At 45.8% G+C, this 23,361-nt stretch carries 26 protein-coding genes; 21 read left to right on the forward strand and 5 right to left on the reverse strand.

Annotated features, from left to right (window positions below):
* The first annotated feature begins 284 nt into the window (after positions 1–284).
* The 6 genes from R3P39_RS02410 (at position 285) to R3P39_RS02435 (ending at position 6,597) form a co-directional block, all read left to right on the forward strand.
* A complete protein-coding gene (locus tag R3P39_RS02410; protein ID WP_442962073.1) occupies positions 285–2,708 on the forward strand; it encodes a M1 family metallopeptidase in 2,424 nt (807 codons plus the stop codon).
* Positions 2,708–3,196: a DUF6702 family protein gene (locus R3P39_RS02415; protein ID WP_336565419.1), complete on the forward strand. Its 489-nt coding sequence runs from the start codon at positions 2,708–2,710 to the stop codon at positions 3,194–3,196. Before R3P39_RS02410 ends, R3P39_RS02415 begins: the two co-directional genes overlap by 1 nt.
* 140 nt (positions 3,197–3,336) lie before the next feature.
* A complete protein-coding gene (locus R3P39_RS02420; RefSeq protein WP_336565420.1) occupies positions 3,337–4,227 on the forward strand; it encodes a hypothetical protein in 891 nt (296 codons plus the stop codon).
* Between the two features lie 144 nt (positions 4,228–4,371).
* On the forward strand, positions 4,372–4,899 hold the full coding sequence (locus R3P39_RS02425; RefSeq protein ID WP_336565421.1) for a 1-acyl-sn-glycerol-3-phosphate acyltransferase: 528 nt from the start codon (positions 4,372–4,374) through the stop codon (positions 4,897–4,899).
* A gap of 240 nt (positions 4,900–5,139) precedes the next feature.
* Complete coding sequence (locus R3P39_RS02430; protein WP_336565422.1) at positions 5,140–5,835, forward strand: hypothetical protein; 696 nt, start codon at positions 5,140–5,142, stop codon at positions 5,833–5,835.
* A 15-nt stretch (positions 5,836–5,850) separates the two neighbouring features.
* Positions 5,851–6,597, forward strand: coding sequence for a reprolysin-like metallopeptidase (locus R3P39_RS02435; RefSeq protein WP_336565423.1), 747 nt, complete (start codon positions 5,851–5,853; stop codon positions 6,595–6,597).
* A 75-nt stretch (positions 6,598–6,672) separates the two neighbouring features.
* Here R3P39_RS02435 and R3P39_RS02440 read toward each other — a convergent pair whose 3' ends face one another.
* On the reverse strand, positions 6,673–7,293 hold the full coding sequence (locus tag R3P39_RS02440; protein WP_336565424.1) for an arylesterase: 621 nt from the start codon (positions 7,291–7,293) through the stop codon (positions 6,673–6,675).
* Between R3P39_RS02440 and R3P39_RS02445 the strand changes: the two genes are divergently transcribed.
* The 4 genes from R3P39_RS02445 to R3P39_RS02460 all read left to right on the forward strand — a co-directional run bounded on the left by R3P39_RS02445 (position 7,292) and on the right by R3P39_RS02460 (position 12,152).
* Complete coding sequence (locus R3P39_RS02445) at positions 7,292–8,005, forward strand: ABC transporter ATP-binding protein (RefSeq protein ID WP_336565425.1); 714 nt, start codon at positions 7,292–7,294, stop codon at positions 8,003–8,005. The two genes, R3P39_RS02440 and R3P39_RS02445, sit on opposite strands and share 2 nt — an antisense overlap.
* Positions 7,995–10,496 carry an ABC transporter permease gene (locus tag R3P39_RS02450; RefSeq protein ID WP_336565426.1) on the forward strand — a complete coding sequence of 834 codons (2,502 nt, stop codon included), beginning with the start codon at positions 7,995–7,997 and terminating at the stop codon, positions 10,494–10,496. The genes R3P39_RS02445 and R3P39_RS02450 overlap by 11 nt, the downstream gene beginning before the upstream one ends.
* Before the next feature lie 141 nt (positions 10,497–10,637).
* Positions 10,638–11,255, forward strand: coding sequence for an HAD family hydrolase (locus R3P39_RS02455; protein ID WP_336565427.1), 618 nt, complete (start codon positions 10,638–10,640; stop codon positions 11,253–11,255).
* Between the two features lie 171 nt (positions 11,256–11,426).
* Positions 11,427–12,152 carry a YebC/PmpR family DNA-binding transcriptional regulator gene (locus R3P39_RS02460; protein ID WP_336565428.1) on the forward strand — a complete coding sequence of 242 codons (726 nt, stop codon included), beginning with the start codon at positions 11,427–11,429 and terminating at the stop codon, positions 12,150–12,152.
* A 34-nt stretch (positions 12,153–12,186) separates the two neighbouring features.
* On the opposite strand, the gene R3P39_RS02465 is transcribed toward R3P39_RS02460, so the two are convergent.
* Both R3P39_RS02465 and R3P39_RS02470 read right to left on the reverse strand, forming a co-directional pair.
* Entirely contained in the window at positions 12,187–12,978 is a 792-nt protein-coding gene (locus R3P39_RS02465) for a hypothetical protein (protein ID WP_336565429.1), read from the reverse strand.
* A 179-nt stretch (positions 12,979–13,157) separates the two neighbouring features.
* Positions 13,158–13,682, reverse strand: coding sequence for a thioredoxin family protein (locus tag R3P39_RS02470; protein ID WP_336565430.1), 525 nt, complete (start codon positions 13,680–13,682; stop codon positions 13,158–13,160).
* Between the two features lie 427 nt (positions 13,683–14,109).
* On the opposite strand from R3P39_RS02470, the gene R3P39_RS02475 reads away from it, so the two are divergent.
* From R3P39_RS02475 to R3P39_RS02495, 5 genes are all read left to right on the forward strand, one after another.
* The gene (locus R3P39_RS02475) at positions 14,110–15,033 is read left to right on the forward strand and encodes a hypothetical protein (RefSeq protein WP_336565431.1); all 924 of its coding nucleotides are present in this window, start codon (positions 14,110–14,112) and stop codon (positions 15,031–15,033) included.
* A gap of 450 nt (positions 15,034–15,483) precedes the next feature.
* On the forward strand, positions 15,484–15,702 hold the full coding sequence (locus R3P39_RS02480; protein ID WP_336565432.1) for an EF-hand domain-containing protein: 219 nt from the start codon (positions 15,484–15,486) through the stop codon (positions 15,700–15,702).
* Between the two features lie 37 nt (positions 15,703–15,739).
* Positions 15,740–15,955: an EF-hand domain-containing protein gene (locus R3P39_RS02485; protein ID WP_336565433.1), complete on the forward strand. Its 216-nt coding sequence runs from the start codon at positions 15,740–15,742 to the stop codon at positions 15,953–15,955.
* Positions 15,956–15,999: 44 nt separating this feature from the next.
* The gene (locus R3P39_RS02490) at positions 16,000–16,221 is read left to right on the forward strand and encodes a crotonobetainyl-CoA--carnitine CoA-transferase (protein ID WP_336565434.1); all 222 of its coding nucleotides are present in this window, start codon (positions 16,000–16,002) and stop codon (positions 16,219–16,221) included.
* Positions 16,222–16,305: 84 nt separating this feature from the next.
* Entirely contained in the window at positions 16,306–16,512 is a 207-nt protein-coding gene (locus tag R3P39_RS02495) for an EF-hand domain-containing protein (RefSeq protein ID WP_336565435.1), read from the forward strand.
* Positions 16,513–16,572: 60 nt separating this feature from the next.
* Here the strand turns inward: R3P39_RS02495 and R3P39_RS02500 are convergent, their stop codons facing one another.
* Positions 16,573–17,121 (reverse strand): hypothetical protein, encoded by a 549-nt coding sequence (locus R3P39_RS02500; protein WP_336565436.1) that lies wholly within the window; start codon positions 17,119–17,121, stop codon positions 16,573–16,575.
* Between the two features lie 158 nt (positions 17,122–17,279).
* On the opposite strand from R3P39_RS02500, the gene R3P39_RS02505 reads away from it, so the two are divergent.
* The 5 genes from R3P39_RS02505 to R3P39_RS02525 all read left to right on the forward strand — a co-directional run bounded on the left by R3P39_RS02505 (position 17,280) and on the right by R3P39_RS02525 (position 21,859).
* Positions 17,280–18,317, forward strand: a complete 1,038-nt coding sequence (locus tag R3P39_RS02505) for an NAD(P)H-dependent flavin oxidoreductase (RefSeq protein WP_336565437.1) — start codon at positions 17,280–17,282, stop codon at positions 18,315–18,317.
* Between the two features lie 193 nt (positions 18,318–18,510).
* Positions 18,511–19,473, forward strand: a complete 963-nt coding sequence (locus R3P39_RS02510; protein ID WP_336565438.1) for an LNS2 domain-containing protein — start codon at positions 18,511–18,513, stop codon at positions 19,471–19,473.
* A 132-nt stretch (positions 19,474–19,605) separates the two neighbouring features.
* On the forward strand, positions 19,606–20,520 hold the full coding sequence (locus R3P39_RS02515; protein ID WP_336565439.1) for an esterase/lipase family protein: 915 nt from the start codon (positions 19,606–19,608) through the stop codon (positions 20,518–20,520).
* Positions 20,517–21,362 (forward strand): lipase chaperone, encoded by an 846-nt coding sequence (locus tag R3P39_RS02520; protein WP_336565440.1) that lies wholly within the window; start codon positions 20,517–20,519, stop codon positions 21,360–21,362. Before R3P39_RS02515 ends, R3P39_RS02520 begins: the two co-directional genes overlap by 4 nt.
* Positions 21,363–21,421: 59 nt before the next feature.
* Positions 21,422–21,859: a DUF3293 domain-containing protein gene (locus tag R3P39_RS02525; protein WP_336565441.1), complete on the forward strand. Its 438-nt coding sequence runs from the start codon at positions 21,422–21,424 to the stop codon at positions 21,857–21,859.
* Between the two features lie 13 nt (positions 21,860–21,872).
* Here the strand turns inward: R3P39_RS02525 and R3P39_RS02530 are convergent, their stop codons facing one another.
* On the reverse strand, positions 21,873–22,754 hold the full coding sequence (locus tag R3P39_RS02530) for a LysR family transcriptional regulator (protein WP_336565442.1): 882 nt from the start codon (positions 22,752–22,754) through the stop codon (positions 21,873–21,875).
* A gap of 92 nt (positions 22,755–22,846) precedes the next feature.
* Between R3P39_RS02530 and R3P39_RS02535 the strand changes: the two genes are divergently transcribed.
* Positions 22,847–23,347, forward strand: coding sequence for a lactoylglutathione lyase family protein (locus R3P39_RS02535; protein WP_336565443.1), 501 nt, complete (start codon positions 22,847–22,849; stop codon positions 23,345–23,347).
* The last annotated feature ends 14 nt before the right edge of the window (positions 23,348–23,361 follow it).

The following is a 23,361-nucleotide window of genomic DNA, read 5'->3' on the forward strand; positions in this document are numbered from 1 at the left end:
TTTATAAAATAGAGACAATAAGCTAACAAAATACCTTCTTGGCATGTTAATTTACGAGCCAGACTCAACTAATAATATGACTGTATAACAACCACTTATAAACGTAGGTGGTAGAGGTATCCACGCCGTCAGACAATTTTGTTACTTTATCTCAAAATTTTGCTTTGTGAAGTATTCTTTGTCACTTTATTGACACTGACGATCCGCTTGCAACTGCTACACGAGCGCTAAACTTAATTTTGCGTCATAGCACGGTGGCCAGCCTTAACCTATTGAGAAAAAGAATGATAAGAACGCTCACCTTACTCACGCTGCTGAGCAGCGTAACCCTTTCCACCATGGCAAACGCCAATGCCATAAAGCAAACCAAAGGCAGTTTTGAAGACAAGTTTCGCCAACTCGACGAGACGCTACCTACCGCCAACGTCTATCGCAGTGCCGCAGGAGCCCCTGGGGAGCGCTATTGGCAACAACAAGTAGATTATGACATTGATGTCATGCTGGACGAACAAGCGCGTCGTTTGAGCGCCAGCCAAACTATCCGTTACCAAAATAATTCTCCCCATCAATTAAAATATTTATGGCTACAACTGGACCAGAATATCTTCAAATCGGATTCCATGGCCGAGCGCAGCGCTACTTTTGGGAATGAATTACAGAGTAATCCTATCGCGAAGCCGGCAAAAATTTCCCTCAATCAGCTGCGTCGCCAGCAATTTATGGCCGACAACGAACTGGGTTTTGTGATCAGTAATGTCACCGACAGCAATGGCCAAGAATTAAAAGTGACTATCGTTGATACCATGATGCGGGTCGATTTAAACCAACCACTGGCAAGCAATGAAGCGACCGAGTTTTCGCTCGACTTTGCCTTTAATATTGTTGAAGAAGATGCTGTGGGCGCACGCTCGGGATATGAGCACTTTGAAAAAGATGGCAATGATATTTTCTTGCTGGCGCAATGGTTTCCACGCTTAACTGCTTATACCGACTATGAAGCTTGGACCAATAAAGCCTTTTTAGGCAGTGGCGAGTTTACCCTCGAATTTGGTGACTACGACGTTGAGATCACCGTCCCGGCAGATCATATTGTGTCAGCCACCGGTGAGTTAGCCAACCCCAGTTCAGTGCTCACTAAGACACAGCAAGCACGTTTAGAACAAGCAAAAACAGCCAAGCGCCCGGTTTTCGTTGTCACCGAAGAAGAAGCGTTAGAGAAAGAAAAATCACACAGCAAAGACACCAAAACCTGGCACTTTAAAGCGCAGAATGTCCGCGACTTTGCTTGGGCCTCATCACGTAAATTTATGTGGGATGCCAAAGGTTACCAGCAAGGCGGGGATGAGCAGCCCTTGGTGATGGCAATGTCGTTTTATCCTAAAGAGGGCGGCGACCTTTGGAAAAAGTATTCCACTGAGTCAGTGATCCATACCATGGAAGTCTACTCACGATTTTCATTTGATTACCCATATCCCACCGCACAATCGGTCAATGGCCCAGTAGGGGGAATGGAGTATCCGATGATCACCTTTAATGGTCCGCGCACCAAGTTGCAAGAGGATGGTACCAGAACCTACTCCTTAGCAGAAAAGCGCTTTTTAATTGGGGTGGTTATTCATGAAATCGGCCACATTTACTTTCCTATGATTGTCAACTCCGACGAGCGCCAGTGGACTTGGATGGACGAGGGCTTAAACAGCTTTTTAGATGGCGTGGCTGGGCGTGAATGGGATCCTACCATCCCGTGGGGCGTTGAACCACGAGATATTGCCGCTTATATGAAGTCGGAGCATCAAACCCCAATTATGACGCAATCTGACAGCGTGCTAAGACTGGGGCCAAATGCCTACACTAAGCCTGCAGCGGCACTGAATATTTTACGCGAAGTGATTCTCGGACGAGAGCTATTTGATTTTGCCTTTAAAGAGTATGCTCAGCGCTGGAAATACAAACGTCCCACTCCAGCAGATTTTTTCAGAACCATGGAGGAAGCGTCTGGGGTTGATTTAGACTGGTTTTGGCGCGGCTGGTTTTACAGCACCGACCACGTTGATATTTCACTGGATAAAATTTACCAGCTGAGAATTGATACCAAAAATCCCGACATTGATTATGGTCGCTTACGCGAATTTGAAAAAAACAAGCCCATGTCCTTGTTTGTTAAGCGTAACCGTGAAGAGGGTAGGGCACTGTGGGTTGACAAGAATCAAGATATCCAAGATTTCTACGACCAAAACGACCAATTTACGGTGACCAATAAAGAGCGCAACGAGTATCAGGAATTCCTCGACAAATTAAAACCTTGGGAAAAGCGCACGCTGGAACGTGCGGTGGCCGAGGACAACAACTACTATGTTATGGAATTTAGTAATCTTGGCGGCCTGGTTATGCCTATTTTGTTAGAGTTAACCTATCAAGATGGCAGCAAGGAAGAACGCATGATCCCAGCGGAAATTTGGCGTAAAAATGCTCGCCATGTCAGCAAGTTGATCATTACAGACAAAGACAAGCCACTGGCTTCTGTTAGTGTAGATCCGCGCTGGGAAACGGCTGACGTTGATATTGAAAATAACCACTATCCCAGACGGATCATTGAATCACGTTTAGAAGTGTTTAAGAGAAAGAAACGCGACGGCAAAGTACATCGCGATATTATGCAAGACAGCAAAACCCAGATAAAAACCGATAAAGAGCAAGAGGAAGACTAATGAAAGCTTGGCTTATCGCCATTGTGGTGGTGCTCATAGCGCCACCGAGCTTTGCGCATCAGCTTAAAGCCGCGATCACTACGGTGCTATTCAATAAGCGCACCGGCAACATCGAGATCATGCACCGCTTCCATTTGCATGATACCGAGCATGCCGTAGAAGGGATTTTTGATGATCACGCTGATTTATTTAACAGTGCGGAAGATCGTGCTCGATTCGCTCAATACGTTGACGAGCGCGTAGCTATGCGCATTTCTCCTGCTCAGCCGCTGCCACTCGAACTCGTTGGAGCCGAAATTGATGGTCGATTTTTTTGGGTGTATCAGCAAACCCCCATTCCCAAACAGTTTGATACACTGGAAATGCAGCACGGTGTGTTGCGTGATATTTGGCCACAACAAGTTAATCTGGTTAACTTTGAAGGGTTAGGCAAAGTCAAAAGCTTGAACTTTAACGGTGATGATAACTGGCTTAGCGCCTCTTTCTAAATCATTTAGCCCGCCACAGTGCTGAGCGGGTCCGTCCCACCTTAATAAACTAGCAACAAACATAGCAAACCGCCCTTTCGTGAACTAGAGTTAGAACAATGCGTTGTGTTGCCGTGAATAAAATAGGTAGGGAGAAAGGAATGAATACCTTCTATTTACTGACGTTCTATGTCGCAGCTTGGTTGTTTTGTACACCTCTGCTTGCTACCGATATCGTTCGCTACAATATCTCTCAACAATATAATGATCCCAAACAAGATTATTATATCGCTTTGCTACGTATGGCACTTAATAAAAGCAGAGAACGCTACGGACCGTATCAGCTATTTGAAAACTCCTTTGATCACACCCCACAAGGCAGAACTCTGGAACTTGTTGAGCGAGGTAAATTATTAGATGTGCATTGGAGCATGACCTCTAAACAGCGGGAAAAACAACTCGGAACCGTGTATGTGCCATTACTGAAAGGCATGATGGGCGCTAGGCTGCTTTTAGTACGAGAAGATACCCTAGACAAACTAGGGCTCATTAATTCTCCAGCACAGCTTACCGACTTCACCTTGGGCAGTGGCTCAGATTGGCCAGATACAGCAATATACGAAGCCAATGGCTTTGTGGTGACCACCAGCAATGCCAGTACATTACCTAAAATGTTTCAACAGCGTCGTTTTGACTTATTCCCACGAGCTCTTCATGAGCCATGGACCGAACTGAGTGGCTACCAAAAGGTCAGCGTAGGACCGAGATTTGCCTTGTGTTACCCCGCCGCCATGTACTTTTTTGTGACAAAACACAATACCCGATTAAAAGAGCGCCTCGAATATGGGCTCAATCAAGCCATAGACGATGGTTCGTTTGATCAGCTCTATTTTTCGCACCCCATTCCTAAAGCCGCCATAGAAAAAGCGCAATTTAGTTCGCGGGAGACACTTAAACTGCATAACCCCAACTTGACAAGACATACCCGAGATGTGCTTTATGATGAGCGCTATACTTGGCAGCCAATTCATCAGTGTATTGCGCCAAATTAATACGGCTCAACAAATACTTGAATAGTACGCTAAGGCCTTAGTAAAGTCATAGCACGAAAAGATCGGCTAAACACTGCATATATGGAATTACCTCCACACATCCCGCGTGCCAACAGCCCCTTAGGTCGAGCGATTGGACGATTGATGCTGAAGCTACTGGGCTGGAAGGTTCATGGTCAGTTTCCTAATAGGAGTAAGTTTGTCGCTGCTGTGGCACCGCATACCTCCAATTGGGACTTTTTTGTTGCCATCGCCGTTAAGCTCGCTTTAGATGTCGACATTCGCTTTCTGGGTAAGCACAGTATTTTTATTCCGCCTGTCAGTTGGTTGCTGCGTCACTGGGGTGGCATTGCGGTACGTAGAGACTCACCTCACGGTATGGTTGAGCAAGTCAGTCAGATTTTTGCTGAAAAGGATGCCCTGGTGCTTGGACTCGCACCGGAAGGCACCAGAAAATACACCCTTGAGTGGAAAAAGGGCTTTATTTATATCGCGCAAGCCGCCCAAGTCCCCATTGTGCCCATGGCCATCGACTACCGTAACAAGACCTTTATTATTATGCCGCCGCTACAACCGGATGCCGAAGCCGATGTCGATATGCTGCTTGCCAAAATAAAGTCTAGGTATAGCAAAACCATGGCAAAGTATCCCAACCAAGTCTCTGGAATGTAGCAACTTAAAAGCAACAGCACCTATCCGTTTGCAATGCAGCTTGGGGTTTCATTGCATTAGAACGAGTTAAAATCGAAAAGTGTAAATAATTGTTAATGAAACTTAACCATAGTTATCATGAAGATATTTCAATTTAATGAATTAAAATGAAAACATAAAGTTAAATTAAGGTTGCAATAAGTAATTACTTCTGAATATTATTTCAACATTGAAACATTGCTTTGATGATGAGATGAATGAATGCGTGTATTTATAGTAACCATACTCCTAACGCTAATTACGGCCGCTTTGTGGGCCTTAACGCAATACAGCACCACAACCCCAGCGGATGAAACCGTGACGGCTAAACCAAAGCCACAGCTTAGCGCTGACAAAGCAAAAATCACCACAACACCTGAGCCTAAGGTAACAAAAGAATTAGATAAAGGCGCTGAGCCGCGCTTGCCACTATCTGATTTTTATGCCGTTAATAAGCCCTCCACAAAGGCAAAACAAGTGTTGCAAGGGGCAAACGTATTACCTAAAGATCTCCATAATGAAGCCTACATTGAGTTTGACTTGGACTCGTTAAGAACACTTGAACCTGGCCAAAACTTCGAATTATTGATCCCACAAACACAAGCCTCATTTATTGCTGAAGTGACCGCAATCTCGGAGTCAGGCAATGGCGATAAAAGCATATTTGGCAAAGTCACTGGCGTTGATGGTCGTTTTCATACCACGGTCTTAACGGTTGGCGAGAATGCCGTTTATGGTCAGCTAACCGCCCCCAGTGGCAACTATGTGTTTGAATCTAAAGATCAGTATGGCTGGATAGCAGCCAAGCGCGACCTCTACCGCTCACACCAAGAAGAAGAAATGCATCCATCACACGCGAAGGAACACCATACAGGCGTGCAAGAAGATATCTTTAACCCAAAAAGTAACATTAACTAAAAGAAAGGAAGAAAAATGGAAACAACAGTAAAGGCACTATCGCTGGCAACAGCACTTACGTTATCGTCGGCGGCATCAGCGCAAACCATTGATATTGGTATTTTATATACCGATCAATCTGCCGCTGCAACAGCTAACATTAACACCAAGATAAACCAGCTGGTTTCATTCACCAATCAAGTGTATAGCCAAAACAACTTGAACCTTAATTTGCGCCTAGTAGGCACTCAAAACCTAGGTAATTACGACATTCGGCCGACAGGCGACTGGTTAAACAGCGTAACTGACAGCGGTTACTTAGCCAATTTACGTAATAACTGGGGTGCTGATATGATCGCAGTGATAGGCACTGCTGAGCGCACCGCTCGTGGAACAACCTGTGGTATCGCATGGGTGGGTCAAGGCAGCAGCGCTACGGGTAACCTAAACCCCAGTGCCTCTAGCCGTATGTACAGCATTACCGCTGTTGATTGCGGTGCTACCACATTCGTGCATGAGCTGGGCCATAACCAAGGGCTTACCCACTCACCAGCACAAGGTGATAGCAGTGGCGGTGTGTATGTGGATGGCATGGGCTATGGTGTATATAACCAGTTTGCTAGTATCATGGCTTATCCGCATGTGTACGGTAATGCCACTCAGTATGACTACTTCTCTAACCCAAACTGGTCGGTGAATGGCCTCGCTTATGGTGAATGGGGCAAAGCATTTGCTTGGAAAACAGTCGATGCGACCAAAGCGAGCATTGCTAACTTCAAATAAGCCTGTATTAACCCTTTAGGCAAAACACAAAAGCCCGTGAAAACGGGCTTTTGTGTTTCATATTGCAAGGCAGACTTATTGCTCCATCCATTTTTCAATTTCACGCTGCATAAAGTCACGGATCAAAGGCTGAGCTTGCTCATTAGGGTGTAAGTTATCGTCTTGCATTAAATCCGGTTTACCGGCGATTTCCAGCATAAAGTAAGGCATTAAGTAACTATCTGTGGCCTCTGTCACCGCCTTATAGCTGGCGGTAAACATTGACGTGTAACGTGGCCCAAGATTCGGTGGAATTTGGATCTCCATCACCGCCACTTTCGCCCCTGCTTGTTGGCTAGCACGAACCATCTCAGTTAAGTTCGAGCGCAGGCGCTTAACTGGAAAGCCGCGCAAACCATCATTGCCCCCGAGCTCAATTAACACATGGCTCGGTTGAATATCCTGAAGCTGTTGCGCTATCTTGGCAAGCGCGTTCCCAGTGGTTTGCCCGCTGACGCTGACATTGACGATTGCGATCGATTTTTGTTGCGAATCGTATTTATTTTGTAACAATTTTACCCAACCATCATCTTGTTTCATGCCATAGGCGGCGCTTAAGCTATCACCAACTATCATGAGTTTTTGCTTGGCATTTGCGCTCAAAGGCGTCATAAAGATAACAAGTATGAACAACAACTTTAGGAAATAGTACTTCATGTCAGTGCTTTCTCAGTTAAATATGATCCAAGTAAAGAGCCTAACCAAACAGGTCTCTACCGTCGAGGGTGAGCTCACTATCCTTAGTGATATCGATTTCACTGTCAAGTCGGGAGAGTCCGTTGCCATTGTCGGGGCCTCAGGTTCTGGTAAATCCACCTTACTCAGTTTGTTAGCGGGGCTCGATGTTGCCAGCCAAGGGGAAGTGTTTCTTGATGGCGATGCGCTACAGTCCATGAATGAAGAAGCCAGAGCGCAGCTACGTGCTGAAAAAGTCGGCTTTGTGTTTCAGTCTTTTATGCTAGTGCAAAGTTTAACTGCGTTAGAAAACGTGATGTTACCTGCTGAGTTGGCGGGAGACAAAGGGGCCAAACAACAAGCCACAGAATTACTCGAAAAAGTTGGCTTAGGGCATCGCTTAACGCATTACCCATCGCAGTTATCCGGTGGTGAGCAGCAGCGTGTTGCTATAGCCAGAGCCTTTGTTGGCAAACCAAAGATTTTGTTTGCCGATGAGCCATCGGCGAACTTAGACAGCAAAAATGGCCACCTAATTGAGAAGTTACTGTTCGAACTCAATAAAGAAAATGGCACCACCTTGGTGTTAGTCACCCACGATGAACAACTGGCACAACAGTGCGATCGCATCATTCACATTGAAGGTGGTAAGCTTGAAGTGATAAAGCAAGGAGCAGCAAAGAATGTGGTTTAAGTTAGCACTTACTCTATTCTCGCGAGAGCTGCGTAGAGGGGAGCTAACCATTATCCTTGCAGCTATCGCACTGGCGGTGTTAACGGTGTTTAGTTTATCGTCCATCACCGAGCGGATCCGCCTTAACATTGAACAAAAGTCGGCTGACTTTATTGCCGCCGACAGACGCCTATCCAGTAACCATGACTTCGACCCCAGCTTTGTCAGTACGGCCCAAGAATATGGCTTGAACACCGCCAAGCAAGTGTTTTTTGACTCTATGCTGTTCGCCAATGACGAGCTGGTACTGGGTTCAATTAAAGCCGTCTCAGAGTCATACCCACTAAGAGGGCAAGTGACCCTTAAAGATACCATTGACGGCTCAGAGTACTTAATACAAGGTGCACCTAAGCCAGGCCACGTGTGGCTTAGTGAAGGACTATTTTACTCCTTAGGGCTTGCCGTTGGTGACTCAGTGGAAATTGGGGCAGGGCGTTTTCAAGTCAGTAAAGTGCTAATTAACGAGCCCGATGCGCCGTTTTTCTCCCTCGCAGGAAATAAGCGAGTACTTATTAACTTTTCTGATATTCCCACTACCAAAGCCATACAACCAGGCAGTCGGGTGTTTTATCGCTTGCTGTTTTCAGGCTCTGAGACACAGCTAAGCGATTATTACGCTTGGCTAAAGCCACAATTAAAAAACAATCAGTCTTGGCAAGGCATTAAAGACCGGCAATCGCCGCTGGGCGAAAATCTAGCGCGCTCAGAGAGCTTTTTATTGTTAGCGGGCCTGTTCGGTATTATGTTGGCAGCGGTGGCCATGGCGGTATCAGCCAAACGCTACTGTGAGCGTCAATACGACCCTGTGGCGATGATGAAAACCCTTGGCGGCAGTCGTACTACCATCCGCCGTATTTACCTTTTACATTTAAGCTTAGTGACCGTGTTTTCGATGGTGATTGGTTTGGCCATTGGTTATGCGCTGCAAAGCGTAGGGGCTTCTTACCTTATCGCCTTTATGGATACCAGCTTACCTGTGGCAGGACCTCGTCCTTGGCTGCTGAGCATTGCCGTTGGTGTGGTGTGTGCAATGATGTTTTCATTAAAGCCACTGCTGGACTTATTTGATATTCCACCACTGCGGGTATTGCGCCGTAACCTTGGCGATAGCATTGCCATTAGCCGTATTCACATGGGGTTATCGGTGGCCACTATTTTTGCCTTAATGTGGCTATTCAGTCGTGACATTAAGATCACTGCGATTTTATTCTCTGCCACCGCCTTACTAATGGCGGTATTATTTGTGGTGTCGCGGTTGCTGTTTAAAGCGGGCCGCAGCCTGGGCCTAAGCCCAGGGTCAAGTTGGTCTTTGGCAATAGCAACCCTACAAAAGCGCGCCAATGCTAATGCCATTCAGCTGATCAGCTTTGCGCTGGCGATAAAGCTAATGCTGTTTTTGGTGGTACTGAAAAATGACATGATTTCCGACTGGCAAATGCAAGTTCCACCTGATGCCCCCAATGCTTTTTTCATTAATATTAATGAACGTGAAATTGCACCAATGGCAGCCCAATTTGAGCAAAACGCCATTCCCCATGAACACTTTTACCCTGTTTTTCGTGGCCGAGTTAATGCCTTAAACGGCGAAGAGTTTGCCCGCAGAGCCTCATTACAAGAAGGTGAGCAGCAAGACGAAGAAGCCAGAGAAGGAGTCGGTCGCGAGCTGAGCCTTACTTGGCTTAATGAGCTGCCTGAAGGCAATGAAATTGTTGCAGGGCAATGGTTTGATGGCACCGAGCAATTACAGGTGTCGGTTGCAGAAGGAGTCGCTGAAAGAGTCGGCATTGCGGTTGGCGATACCCTGAGCTTTTTGATTAACAACCAAACCATCGAGGCTGAGGTAAGCAGTATCCGTAGTGTAAACTGGGGCTCACTGAAACCCAACTTTGTGATGATTTTTAACGCTCAAATTGCTGGGCAATTTCCAGTAACCTACTTTACTGCAGCCAAGCTTGGTAGCGGAGACAATGAAACCATCAGCGCACTATTAAAGCAGTATCCAACCATTAGCATGATTGATATCCAAAGCCAGATAAAACAAGCCCAGTCGATGATTTCGCAAGTATCAATGGCAATCAGCTTTGTTTTAAGTATCGTGCTAATTAGTGGTTCTTTGGTGCTTATTTCACAAGTGCAAGCCAGCCTTGCTGAGCGGATGCAAGAAACGGTGATTTTACGGACTCTAGGTGCCAAAGGCCGACTGATTAAGCTCGCTACCTTATATGAGTTTTTGATGTTAGGAGCGTTAGCGGGACTGGTTGCAGCCATTGTTAGCGACATCACCTTATTTGTTATCCAAGTGCAAACCTTTGATGTGGCCGGAAGACTACACCCTTATATTTGGCTGTTAGGGCCGACTACTGGGGCACTGTTTGTGGCCGCAATTGGCTACTTTATGGTGGCTAAAACCATGCGCCAAAACACCCAAGGCTTGCTCCGAAAGCTTGCCTAACCAACCAAGGGCCTGACAGCTACACAGCCTGTCAGGCTCGACCTTCTCAGCGCCTTAGGCTGTGGTGATCTTTACAAACCCCAGCTACGTACCTATCTTTAATGAATAACTCAACACAGCGTTGCATGTTAAGGATACGACATGGATAGAATACCAGTGCAAGGTATTATTTTTGATCTCGATGGCACTCTTGTCACCTCAGAGCTCGACTTCTCATTGATAAGAGCACAAATAGGCTGCCCCAAGGATACCGATTTATTAAGCTTTATTGCCGATTTACCGTCCCCTTATATGCAAGAGGAGGCCATGAGCATTGTGCATCAACATGAGCTATCCGATGCCCAACATTGCAGCGTCATTCCCGGAGTACCAGAAACTTTAGCTCAACTTATTCATCATGGTGTGCCTTTGGCCGTGGTAACCAGAAACTTTACCAAGGCCGCTGAGCTAAAATTAAAAACCGCTGGCTTGCCCATACCGCTTCTGCTTACCAGAGACGACGCCCCAGCCAAACCCGATCCCAGCGCCTTGCTGCATGTTGCTCAGTCGTGGCAGGTCGCACCAAGCCAGTGTGTGTACGTTGGCGACTACTTGTACGACATTGAAGCGGCCAAAAACGCCCAAATGCGCTCTTGTTTATATGCTCCCGGAGTAATACCGCATTATGCCGACCAAGCGGATATGGTCATCGACCATTTTGAGCAGTTGATTTCAGCGCTTTGCCAGTTTGCACCGTCAAAGTCTAAAGACTATGCCTAGCAGGCGAAGCACTGGTCGATGTAATGCCCCTTTACAGCCAACCCCAGCGAGGTATTTTCGTTACAGTGACATGATAACAGTGACCGTTACCGAATAGCTGCTATTGGGTATAGCCCAAACCCAAATGTCTTGGTAAAATCTTGTGCAATCTTTTTAAAAACGAGAATTAAGATGGGTAGAGCATTTGAAGTCCGTAAAAACGCCATGGCAAAAACGGCGGCGGCAAAAACAAAAGTGAACTCCAAATACGGAAAAGAAATATACGTGGTGGCTAAAAACGGCGGCGCCGATCCAGACATCAATTTGTCATTACGTCGCCTTATTGATAAAGCGAAAAAAGATCAGGTTCCGGCTCACGTTATCGATAAAGCTATTGAAAAGGCCGCTGGCGGTGCAGGCGAAGATTACTCTCCTGCACGTTATGAGGGATATGGCCCAGGTAACAGCATGATTATCGTTGACTGCCTAACAGACAACATGAATCGTACCATTAAAGATGTACGCTTACCGTTTACCAAAACTGGTTCTAGCCTAGGTAGCCCAGGCTGTGTTGCACACATGTTCGACCACTTTGCTATTTTGGGCTTTGCTGGTGATGACGACGAGTCAGTTTTGGAAGCGCTAATGATGGCCGATGTTGACGTAACGGATGTCGAAGTAGAAGATGGCAAGGTATCGGTTTTTGCACCGCACACAGAATACTTCAAAGCCAAAACGGCACTCACAGAAGCGTTTGATGGCATTACTTTTGAAGTTGACGAAATTACTTGGGTACCACAAACCCACGTAGAAATTGACGACGAAGAAACCATCGAAGCGTTTGAAAAACTCATCAATATGCTTGAAGACGTTGATGACGTTCAAAACGTCTATCACAACGCCATTGTGACCAAGTAAATCACACTAAAATAGGCCGCCAATGCGGCCTTTGTTATTTCTTGTAGTCGCGCAGCAGTATCAGAGGGAACAACAATACTAATGATTGCGATAGGGTATACATCACCCAATTGACGTTTCTCGCCACAGGAAAATAGCCCAAGCCATTATTACCGAACAACCAAAACTGCCCAATAACCGCATCAGCTAAGGTGGCTAGTAAAAAACCCGCCGCCACAGCCATCAGCATAATATCGTTGCGCCTCAGCGCGAAGGTCGCCAATATAACCGCAAATACCCCAAGGTTTGCCATTAATACAGTGTACCCCCCAGCCAGCAACAGTGAGTAGTGACTCGCCGAGTTCAGCGACATCATCACAAAACTCAGAAACCCCATCCCCGTAGCCAATGCAGTGGCAAGCCATAGAGCATTGCTTGAAAGCCCTAATACTTGGCGTAAAAAACGCAGCAGCAGATACAACAGCAAGCCATAACCGGGGGCAAAAAACCAAATAGAGTCGATTAAATAGTCATGGCGAATAACGGGGTCTTGACGATGGTATTGCTGCCATAGGTTTTGATTGACCAGATCGCCTACGCTACAAAACAACACGCTCACCCAGCATGTTTTAATTGCTGTTATAGCGTAGGAGGGGGCATGGTTCAAGGCAACGTGTTTAATCCGCCACGCCAAGCATATCAAACAGATAATGGTTATCGACGGCAACACAACCTGCAACAGCAGCTGCTGACTGCGCCACAAAACGGTACTGGCTAATGCAGCCGTCATAACCGCCATAGCACAAGCAATCCCCGCAAGAGGGTAGTAGCGTATTTCCTTTAGCATCTGTTGACCGATCTTGAGTAGATGATGTTATAAAGCTAGTTTACTAATTTATACTGGTTGAAAGCTTCCTTTAGTTATTGTGTTGGGAAGCTGCTTGAGCAACTATCAATACTAATTAGTATTACAAGTTTACCGAAAAAATAGCAGCCGCCATAAAAGCAGTAAGAAAGCGTATTTTGTTAATTCTTAGCCTCTTCAATAAGGCTAGAAATCTGGCTAACTGTCAGAGCGCCACTGCTTCTTTTGAACTCAACTCCATCACAAAAAATGATGACTGTCGGTAGCCCTCTCACGGCAAGTGACTTACTTACAGTGGAGTTTAATGAAGCATCCACTTTAGCAACAAGAACTTCTCCGGAATACTTACGAGAAACATCCTCAATAGCACTATTCATCAACAGACAAGGTCCACACCAGTCAGCCCAAAAGTCGACCAGCACGATATCGTGTTTTGAAACCAGTATTTTTAATTCTTCTTGCGAGGATACCTCAACAATTTCACTCGTCTTTGTTCCATCACGGCGTGCTAGTTTTGCAATTGCGACCAATGGCCACCGAAGGAGTGCCAACATGTTGGTTAGAATAAGTGTTAGTAAGAGAATAAACCAAGCAACAAGTTTTAAGGGAAAAAAATAAGCTGGGGAATTCGCTGTGAATGACTCTAGCTGGTTCAATTTACCGGTAACTTTATCTGTAATGCTCAATTTTTCCTCCATTGAGTCTAACCACCACGAACAAAAACGTATTGAGTTATTTTTTTATGGCTTATCAAATCCATGGTAGCACTTTATTGACTACGTTTAAGTAATTGTTATATCAGATATTCACTCAAACGAATAATAGTTTCTACTATTCGCTCAAACCTACCATCAACAACGCTGAGATCCAACCTCTTAAAATTATAGTAACCAATCCTTAATCAATGCCTTAATTAGAAAATTGTTTACCTATTGTAAGTAGGCTCAGCCTTCAAACCAGTCAATAGGAGAGCCAATTAAGCTCTTAAAAAGTTTTCTACTCGCTATTTCACCACAACGCCAATAAAACAATATCCGTGAAAATAGAACCAGATTACAATACAATGCCCTTATCACCGTAGCTGGTAACAGCGCATTTTCTAGAGGGTCGATTATGTCTAATCTTAAACTCAATATTGCTCTATCTTGCTCAGTGTTAGCCTTAGCATTTTCTGGGTTTAATGTTATTCAAACAAAGTTGGCATCCAGCCAAGTGAAGCCAATGCAATACTTACCTAAAGATGATACTACGCTTACACAGCCTGAAGTCATTATTGATGCCCCCGAACATTCAGGTCCAGCAGACAAGATAGCGGCATTGCAAGCGCGGATCGCCAAGCTAGAAAAGCGGCTTGGCAGCACAAACCAAAGCACAGATACCGCTTATGTCGAGTCTAATGCCGAAGACTTCGAATCCTTAGTCTTTGCCCTGATAGACAAACATGAGGAACAAAAAATAGCAGCGATGAAAGCCGAAAACCCCATTTATGGCTTTTATGAAGACCTGCCCGATGACTATGAAATGCGCATCAAAACCGACCCTGAATACGCCACCCAAATCAGTAATGAGCTGAAGCAAAAGGTCCTCAATAGCAGCCTACCGGCGGCTGAGCGGCTGGCCGCAATGAGCCAATTACAAATGAATATGTTTATGCTAAACCGTAACGAGCTTGAGCAATACGATTATCAAGCGGTGGAGTCGATTCTCAATATGACCCACAGCATGAGCGATGAAAAACTGCGTTTGCAAGCCTTAGAGTTGGTGTCGCGTACCCCTATTGTCGATGAGCGGTTGTCACAATCGTTTGTCAAAATGCTCGAGCAAGAGCCCAATGATTATGTAAAGAGCCTGGCAGCTGAGGGGTTAATGTCGCAATACTTTCAATCGGGTTCTAAGCCAAAGCAACAACGGAAAATTGCCCAAGACTTATTATCCTTGTATGAACATGCGTCCGATCCTAAGGTAAAAGCCATCTTGAAAAACTTAATGGGCGATGAGCGCATGCTGGAAGAATTACAGCGCCAAGCCAACGGTTAATTGTGAGCTGTTGCCGTTTGGCAACAGTTTAGCTGCCGCGAGAAAAATTTTTTACTACTTCTGCTACTGATGACCTTACAGCCCTTATAGCTTGGCTGAAGTGCATGCAAAAAATATTTCACTGTCGTTGTCATACCCCACCAGCGCGCTGTGACTTTTCCACTAGGATACCACGTAGAACAATCACCAGCTCCCTCTGTTGCCAATGAGCAACAACTTAAGTTATTGATTTTTATAGGATAGTAAAAGACCCAAACAATACCTGTTGCCAAATAGCAACACCCAGCCTGAACCCGTTCTTAACAAAATCCCAGAAAGAAATTTAACACATTGTTTTTAAATGATTTTTAAATTATGGCATCAAAGTTGGAATAGTCTCTGTGAAAGCACAATTTGGCTGCTCAATGTAATGAGTACAGCAACAACAAGTTACTTAACAGGAGAGACATTATGAAAACAGCAATCACAGCAGTAAGCGCATTATTAGCATTAGCGTCACTTGGCGCGCATGCCACATCCACATTTGATCAATACGACAGCGATGGTGATGGTTACATTTCTCTAAGTGAATCAAAAGCCAACCCAAAGCTGATGGCACAGTTTAAAGACTTAGACGCGGATCAAGATGGTCAACTTAGCCCTGAAGAATTCGCTCAATTCAAAGGCTAAAACCAACATCATTGGTAAGTAAAATAAGGAGAGTAACATGAAAAACCTATCAATATTGATTGCAACAGCAGCGTTATCACTGAGTTCAACAGCGGCGTTTGCCAAGGCTGATTTTGCGAAATACGACCTTGATGGTAACGGCACCATTAGCATCAAAGAAGCACAGGTTGACGAAGCCCTAGTCGAGCAGTTTAACGACCTAGATAGCAATGCCGATGGCGTGTTAAGCAAATCCGAGTTTGCCAAGTACTAATACCAAGCTTGCTTAAATATTGAAACATAGTGAGGAGAATGGCTATGAAAATTAGAAATGTATTTATGACTACCGTGGGTATTTTGGTCAGCACCATGGCATTGGCAGCAACTTTATCTTTTCAAGATATTGATAAAGACCAAGATGGTCAGATCAGTGAGGCGGAAGCCGCCGTTTCAAGTGAACTACTAGGACAGTTCAAGCAATTGGACAGCGATAAAAATGGCCAATTGAGTGCATCGGAGTTTGCTAACTTCAAAAAATAGTCTGGCTGGCAGCCTATGACGTTCCGTTCACTGTTATTACCAATAATAGGCTGCCTTTATCGCTCATTCAGCAAGGAGTTTGGAATGAAAAAAACACTATTAATCATCAGTACTTTCAGTGCAATGTTTGCGGCACAAGCCATGGCTGCAGACTTTAAAGACTACGACTTAGACCAAGATGGTTTTATTTCGAAAAGCGAAGCCGCTTTATCTGAGTCTCTGGCGTCTATTTTCGATAAGTTAGATAGCGACGGTGATGGCAAGCTATCAGAGCAAGAGTTTAATCAGTAAGCTTGTGATATTCACTATCACGCCTCCCCAAGCTCGGTATTGCCGAGCTTTTTTTGTGAGTCACCGGCAATTTTTGCTAACAGTACCCTCATTGTCTGGCAGTTCTTCTACCCAGCGTAGCTCACGGATCCAACGCAGCATATGAGGAAAGCCGCGTTCAGGGCAGGTCATCTGCCAAGCCGATAGTAAGGGTTGACCAAACAACCCTCCTTGTTGAAAGATATCTATTATTGACTGACTCCCCCCTCTGTATGCGTGTTCATGCATCACCACCTCCAATGGTAAACCTATCTTTTTGCTTGCTGCAACCGACCAAGCTGTGGCTGCAATTTCTTCACCGTGCATTGCTTGTTTTTCCCGCCCCAGTAGTAAGCCGTTACGGTAGACATCGGCATTAAGATAAGGCCTAAACGCCGGCTCACACACAGCAATATGACCAGCTTCATGAAGTATATCGCCAGGGTATTTCAAACTTTCTACATCGATATGTAAGACGCCATTGTGGGTCTCTAAGCCTGGTAGGAAGCTGCCATTCGACAACGCACACAACTTAAATGGCAACCCTATCTCGCTCAGAAACTGGCAAATGCGAGTTATTTCAGATTGCATCATCTACTCCCTTTATCATCAAGGTTATCCTAACGCTTTGCCATGCTGCTTGACATTACCTTAGCTTACAGAAGCAAGTAGTTTACTGGCAAATATTGACCAATGCTGTTTTTTTACACAAACTAGATGATGTTGCAGTTATCAGCAAGGAGCCTGCTATGCTTTTGACAGAATTACTCGGTATCTCCATTCCTATGATCCAAGCCCCGATGGCTGGGGTACAAAACTGGCGTTTGGCTGCTGCCGCTGCAAATGCCGGAGCCTTAGGGTCTATTCCCTGTGGCATGTTAAGTCCAAACCAAGTTGTCGATGAAATCGAAGCCTTTAGAGAAAATGCATCCGGGCCCTACAACTTAAACTTTTTCTGTCATGACATGCCAGAGCGCAATCCATACCAAATGGAGAATTGGCTGAAAAAGCTGTCGCCCTACTATAAGGTCCTGGACCTAAAACCCAATACTCAAACCAGTGCCAGCTTACGCATGCCATTTGATGCACAAATGGCGGCTGCCATTGCGCCCTATAAGCCCCCGGTGATTAGTTTCCATTTCGGCCTTCCAAGCCCAGAGTTGGTCGAGCTGATAAAGTCGTGGGGAACCACCATCTTGTCTTCGGCCACCACCTTAGAAGAGGGTAAGTGGCTTGAACAGCATGGCGCTGATATTGTGATTGCACAGGGAATTGAAGCCGGTGGCCATCGTGCAACCTTCACCTCCGCGCGTATGCAATCGCAGCTACATACTAGGCAGCTGGTCACAATTCTGGCCGATGCCCTGAGCATTCCTGTGGTTGCCGCCGGTGGCATCGCCTCACATCATGATGTAAAAATGATGCATGATTTGGGTGCCTGCGGTACTCAAGTGGGTACATGCTTTTTACTCTGTGATGAAGCCGATACCTCTGCAGTGCATCGAGCCGCATTAAAGTCGTTAGCCGCCCCTTCTGCCATTACCAATATTTTTACTGGAAAACCCGCTCGTGGCATTGAGAATAAGCTCATGGTGGAACTCAATTATATGTCTAAGGATGTGCCCGACTTCCCTTACGCCGCCGCGGCTTTGGCGCCATTAAGAGCTGCCGCGGAATCCCAAGGCCGCAGTGACTTTAGCCATTTGTGGTCAGGGGCAAATCGGCAAGGGTGCCGTGAAATAAGCACTAAAGCCATGATTGATTTGCTCTGGCAAGGACTAGAATAGTGTATTAACGTTGCGAGCCAACGATATACCAGCGTTGGCTCACACTTTGCTCCTTCATCTCTCCCTGACTCAATAAAAAAACACTTAGTTAACATTTTTGACACACTTTGAGTTTATGCTCTACCTTTAGATTTCAGCCACCTGTGCTGTTCATCTGAATTTTAATTAACATAAATATAACTTGGAGTCGTGCATGAAATACTCTCTTTTAGCCGCAGCGATATGCTGTGCTAGCAGCGCTGTTGCCAACCCACAATGTCCTAACTTAGTTGAGCTAGAGACCCGCTATACAGCCCCAGATATGACAGATCGTAGCTTTAACAATCCACTCAATCGTTACCTTTCTTGGCTGCCTAGCTACCACATGGTGCACGACCAAATTAGCGCTGCAGAGCAACCCATTCAGCTTACAGCAAAATTCGATTACGGCAGCGTCAGCCACAAAGACTTAGAGTTTGAAACGGTAGAGTTTTACTATCGCGGTGAAACGGATAGCCAATGGCGCTATGTCGGCCAGCAAACCACCAACGGTGATGGCAAAGCGTTTATCACCTTACCAGGCTTACCCGCTGGGCAATACCGTGTATACGCAGGCGTACCCGCTGATGGCACTGGCGCAGAAGGATTTGTTACAGTGGTGGAACCTGGCACTCAAGCCGTGCTATTTGATATTGATGGCACCTTAACGCAATCTGATGCTGAGCAAATCGGCGACTATACGGGCATTAAGTATGCCGACCCCAAAGACGCAGCCTTTGATTTAGTACAACACTATCTCGACCGCGGCTATCAGCCGGTGTACTTAACCGCACGAGTTTATTGGTATGCCAAAGGCACCCGCAGCTGGCTAGAATGGATGGGGTTACCGCAAGGTTTCTTACGCACTTCGTTAAGCAATGAGACCAGTTTGTTTAAAACGGCTGAATACAAAACCGCTGAAATTAATCGCCTTAAAGCCCAAGGGTTAGACATTGTTCGTGCCTATGGCAATGCAAAAACCGATGCCGAAGCCTTTATTACTGCCGGGATCCCAGCAAGTGATGCCTTTACCATTGGTCCTGATGCTGGTCACTATGGCACCACCGCCATCACCACAGACAGCTACCGAGCTCACTTAGGCGACTTAACGTCATACCCCATCGCCAACTGCCAATAAAGCACTCTGGGCGAGTTACTCCTCGCCCTCCAGTTAACAAAACCCTAACCTTTTCATCATTCTGGCTTGACCTCTTACCAGCCTGTTCTACAGTGTATTTTGTTACTATTTTGTAACAACTGGAGCAAGTACATGAAAAAAATAATTACACTCACCCTGACGGCACTGCTGTTGCTAGCTAAACCTGCCTACAGCAATGAGCCACTGCAATACCCCGTGGTATTAGTACACGGCTTATTTGGTTTTGATAACTTACTTGGGGTAGATTATTTCTACCGTGTGCCACAAGCAATGCAGGCGGTGGGCGCAGACGTCCATGTTGCAGAAGTGTCGTCCGCCCATAATTCCGAGTTACGAGGGGAGCAGTTGCTGCAGCAAGTGGCACTAATCAGGGCCGTTACTGGCAAAGACAAAGTGAACCTAATAGGGCACAGTCAAGGAGCGCAAACCATTCGTTATGTCGCCTCAGTGAAACCACAATGGGTGGCCTCAGTGACCAGTATCGGTGGTGTTAACTGGGGCAGTCGCTTTGCCGATGTGGTCCGCGGCAACGTCGATAACGGCTCTTTTTCAGAGCAATTTCTTGCTAGTTTAGCCAATGGTCTGGCTGGATTAATCGATTTGCTCTCCGGCAAAGCAACCGCACCCAAAGACGCCATTGAGGCACTAGAAGCGCTGACCACTTCTGGCTCAATAGCGTTTAATCAAAAGTATCCCGAAGGGGTTCCAGAACAATACTGTGGAGAGCAGCAAAGTCTGGCTGAAAATGGCGTGCATTACTTTTCTTGGAGTGGCAGCAAAGCGTGGACCAATGTCTTTGATCCCGCAGACAATGCCCTGGCTTTATTTTCCCAAGTATTTGATGAACCCAATGATGGACTAGTTTCGGCATGCTCAAGTAACCTCGGCTTTGTGATCGGCAATCAGTTCAAAATGAATCATTTAGATCAGGTTAATCAGACGCTTGGGATCCACCACTTATTTGAAACGGATCCATTAACCTTATATCGCCAACATGTCGCTCGGCTAAAAGCATTAAATCTATGAAGTACTGGATCACGGCATTGATAGTCTGCCTCACCATCGGCTGGTGGGGCGGACTCTCTAAAAAAGCACCACCGATTGCAAGTAACGACAGTGATAACAGAGTGGACACAGAGCTTAAGCTCAGCCAAGCACCTCTAGTGAGCTTGAAGGTTCATAACCCAGATACATGCCCAGCAATCACTTTAGCAGATAAGCATACGCTGGATGACTGGGTGCTACAGCTACAACAGCAGCAACGCACCGCGCAGTGGCAAACACAGCTATCATCACTGCCTCAGTGCTTACAGCCTCTGGCACAGCGTTATTTGAGGTATCGACAAGCGCTTACCAGTGTTGATGATACCCTCAATTTAGTCGAGCGCTTGGAACTACTCACCAGCCTACAACGGCAGTTTTTTTCAACCCAGCTCATAGCGGTTTGGTTTGCAGACGAAAATGACTGGCACCAGCACGCATTAGCGCGTTGGCAGATTTTGACTGATCAGAGCCAAAGTGATGCACAAAAGGCACAATTAATTGCCACCCATATAAGCCAATTAAATGAAGATGACCAAGCTATTGTGGCTAAACAACAGCACTTACAACGGCTCGCTAAGGAATGGCAAACAATGAGTTATAATGAGCTGGCCGATAAGGTGGGAACAGCGGCTGCTACTCGATTAATGAAAGCACAGCAGCAGCAACAACTATGGCAAAGTAGAGTGCAAGCTTTCGTCACCCAAACAGCGCAAATACATGCTCAGTATGGTGATACTGCTAGGGCAAAGCAGGAAATAGCACGGCTTAAGCGCAGCGACTTTAGTCCAAATGAACGTAAACGCTTGGCGGTGCTTGTGCCTTAGTGATTTTGCTTTATTGCTAGTAAGCTATCAAATATAAAACACCCAATTTGAGCCAACTTATGATTATCGAGCCGTCACGCTGGGAAGTTTATACTGACTGTTTTTTTCGCCCCATTAAGCCATTAAGCCCCGATAGTGAAGGGGCCATTATCAGTTTGTGGAATCCGCTTGGCCAGGTTTACTCTGTAGCGGCTAACCGTCGCATTACGCGATTTTGGCAAGGGGCTTTACAGCGCCAGCAAAGTCCCCATCAACTGTTGTGGGGTGGTGATAAGCACATGCAGTACCGTGAACTCAGTGTGCTGCTAGCATGCAACTTAAACGACGCTATTCATTGGTCACAGCGTATGCAACAACTGGCGTTTTACTTTGTCGAGGACCACAGCATCACCTTGTTCAATACCCAGTTTCCGAGTCAACATCAGCAACTCAAAGGCACCTTTGCAGAGCGCATTGGTTATCAGCGTCTGCCTAAGCGCAACCAGGCCACGACGTAAAGCACATTTATTATCATGCTGATTTTGTCAGTAATGCGGTGATCATATTGCACACCGTTTCTACGCGACGGGGTAAACTCGCCATGCGTTTGGTACACAAATACAGGGGTTCGCTCACCGGATGTGCCAAGGTATGAAGGCTAATTTTATGCTGATTAGCGTAGCCGGCCAGCGCTTGGCTCGGCAATACCGTAAACCCAAGCCCCCGGCTAACAGGCTCAGCTATTAAACTAATTTGATTACAAAACCCCGATTTTTTTATTCCCTCAATACGCTGAAACTCGGCAAAGTTTTGACTTAATAACAGACTGGCATGATGGCCACCATCAGGGTGGTCGATAAACCCAAGTTGTTGTAATTTTTCCCACGTGGGGTTGCATAGCTTTGCTGGCGTTACTAGCACCAGAGTGTCCTCACCAATAAGCTCGCTGTCAATATTAGGCTGTGCATTAGAAGCAGTCATCAATCCAATATCAACTCGGTTATCGAGTATCGCTCGCTCTATGTCTTGGTTTGGCGCAAAGCGGTGATCTATTGTCAACTCAGTATGTTGTTGTTGCAATTCAAGGAGTGCAGGGTAGAGTTTCAGTCCGATGCTTCCGGGGCTCATTACCTTTACTTCTCCGATATAAGGGGAATCGACCCGTACACTTTGCGCCAAGTTTTCTAGTGCCAGCAATACATCAGGGGCTTGCTGATAGAGACGTTTGCCAGCATCAGTTAAAGAAAACTGCTTACCCTCTCTTATCAGCAAGCCTGTGCCGACTTGCGCTTCTAGCTTGCGAATGTGCTGACTGACACCCGATTGCGTCATATAAAGCTGCTCTGCGGTACGAGTAAAGTGCTCAAGCTCTACCAAGGTACAAAATGTTCGCAGCCAAGTGGTATTTATCATTACAAAATGTACTTAAAAATATAAAAAATGATAATTTAACTTAATAGCACAACAGAATTAAGCTGTCACCAACATCAATGAGGAGACAGCAAATGACTAACACTTACCCGAGAAGTTTTTCACATATCGGTATCTCAGTGCCAGACCTTGAAGCCGCAGTAAAATTCTACACTGAAGTCTTAGGTTGGTATTTAATTATGAAGCCAACTGAAATCATCGAAGATGACAGCGCCATCGGTGAAATGTGTACCGATGTATTCGGTGCTGGCTGGCAGAAGTTTAAGATAGCCCACTTGTCGACAGGGGATCGAATTGGCGTTGAACTGTTTCAATTCCAACAACAACAAAACCCCGAAGACAACTTTGAATACTGGAAGACTGGCGTATTTCACTTTTGCGTTCAGGACCCAGATGTAGAAGGTCTAGCAGAGCGGATCGTCGCGGCGGGAGGTAAAAAGCGCATGGCAAAGCCGAGATACTACTACCCTGGTGAAAAACCCTATCGCATGATTTATATGGAAGACCCGTTCGGCAATATTTTAGAAATTTACAGCCATAGCTATGAACTAACTTACAGTGACGGGGCTTACTAATGTAACTCTCACCT

This window comes from Pseudoalteromonas sp. UG3-2, assembly GCF_037120705.1.
In the GTDB taxonomy this organism is placed as follows: Bacteria; Pseudomonadota; Gammaproteobacteria; order Enterobacterales; family Alteromonadaceae; genus Pseudoalteromonas.

Excerpts from the sequence above, each read along its gene's own strand:
- R3P39_RS02410 (WP_442962073.1), top strand. The coding sequence starts at position 285 with ATGATAAGAACGCTCACCTTACTCACGCTGCTGAGCAGCGTAACCCTT.
- R3P39_RS02415 (WP_336565419.1), top strand. The coding sequence starts at position 2,708 with ATGAAAGCTTGGCTTATCGCCATTGTGGTGGTGCTCATAGCGCCACCG.
- R3P39_RS02420 (WP_336565420.1), top strand. The coding sequence starts at position 3,337 with ATGAATACCTTCTATTTACTGACGTTCTATGTCGCAGCTTGGTTGTTT.
- R3P39_RS02425 (WP_336565421.1), top strand. The coding sequence starts at position 4,372 with ATGCTGAAGCTACTGGGCTGGAAGGTTCATGGTCAGTTTCCTAATAGG.
- R3P39_RS02430 (WP_336565422.1), top strand. The coding sequence starts at position 5,140 with ATGCGTGTATTTATAGTAACCATACTCCTAACGCTAATTACGGCCGCT.
- R3P39_RS02435 (WP_336565423.1), top strand. The coding sequence starts at position 5,851 with ATGGAAACAACAGTAAAGGCACTATCGCTGGCAACAGCACTTACGTTA.
- R3P39_RS02445 (WP_336565425.1), top strand. The coding sequence starts at position 7,292 with ATGTCAGTGCTTTCTCAGTTAAATATGATCCAAGTAAAGAGCCTAACC.
- R3P39_RS02440 (WP_336565424.1), bottom strand. The coding sequence starts at position 7,293 with ATGAAGTACTATTTCCTAAAGTTGTTGTTCATACTTGTTATCTTTATG.
- R3P39_RS02450 (WP_336565426.1), top strand. The coding sequence starts at position 7,995 with ATGTGGTTTAAGTTAGCACTTACTCTATTCTCGCGAGAGCTGCGTAGA.
- R3P39_RS02455 (WP_336565427.1), top strand. The coding sequence starts at position 10,638 with ATGGATAGAATACCAGTGCAAGGTATTATTTTTGATCTCGATGGCACT.
- R3P39_RS02460 (WP_336565428.1), top strand. The coding sequence starts at position 11,427 with ATGGGTAGAGCATTTGAAGTCCGTAAAAACGCCATGGCAAAAACGGCG.
- R3P39_RS02465 (WP_336565429.1), bottom strand. The coding sequence starts at position 12,978 with ATGCTAAAGGAAATACGCTACTACCCTCTTGCGGGGATTGCTTGTGCT.
- R3P39_RS02475 (WP_336565431.1), top strand. The coding sequence starts at position 14,110 with ATGTCTAATCTTAAACTCAATATTGCTCTATCTTGCTCAGTGTTAGCC.
- R3P39_RS02480 (WP_336565432.1), top strand. The coding sequence starts at position 15,484 with ATGAAAACAGCAATCACAGCAGTAAGCGCATTATTAGCATTAGCGTCA.
- R3P39_RS02485 (WP_336565433.1), top strand. The coding sequence starts at position 15,740 with ATGAAAAACCTATCAATATTGATTGCAACAGCAGCGTTATCACTGAGT.
- R3P39_RS02490 (WP_336565434.1), top strand. The coding sequence starts at position 16,000 with ATGAAAATTAGAAATGTATTTATGACTACCGTGGGTATTTTGGTCAGC.
- R3P39_RS02495 (WP_336565435.1), top strand. The coding sequence starts at position 16,306 with ATGAAAAAAACACTATTAATCATCAGTACTTTCAGTGCAATGTTTGCG.
- R3P39_RS02500 (WP_336565436.1), bottom strand. The coding sequence starts at position 17,121 with ATGCAATCTGAAATAACTCGCATTTGCCAGTTTCTGAGCGAGATAGGG.
- R3P39_RS02505 (WP_336565437.1), top strand. The coding sequence starts at position 17,280 with ATGCTTTTGACAGAATTACTCGGTATCTCCATTCCTATGATCCAAGCC.
- R3P39_RS02510 (WP_336565438.1), top strand. The coding sequence starts at position 18,511 with ATGAAATACTCTCTTTTAGCCGCAGCGATATGCTGTGCTAGCAGCGCT.
- R3P39_RS02515 (WP_336565439.1), top strand. The coding sequence starts at position 19,606 with ATGAAAAAAATAATTACACTCACCCTGACGGCACTGCTGTTGCTAGCT.
- R3P39_RS02520 (WP_336565440.1), top strand. The coding sequence starts at position 20,517 with ATGAAGTACTGGATCACGGCATTGATAGTCTGCCTCACCATCGGCTGG.
- R3P39_RS02525 (WP_336565441.1), top strand. The coding sequence starts at position 21,422 with ATGATTATCGAGCCGTCACGCTGGGAAGTTTATACTGACTGTTTTTTT.
- R3P39_RS02530 (WP_336565442.1), bottom strand. The coding sequence starts at position 22,754 with ATGATAAATACCACTTGGCTGCGAACATTTTGTACCTTGGTAGAGCTT.
- R3P39_RS02535 (WP_336565443.1), top strand. The coding sequence starts at position 22,847 with ATGACTAACACTTACCCGAGAAGTTTTTCACATATCGGTATCTCAGTG.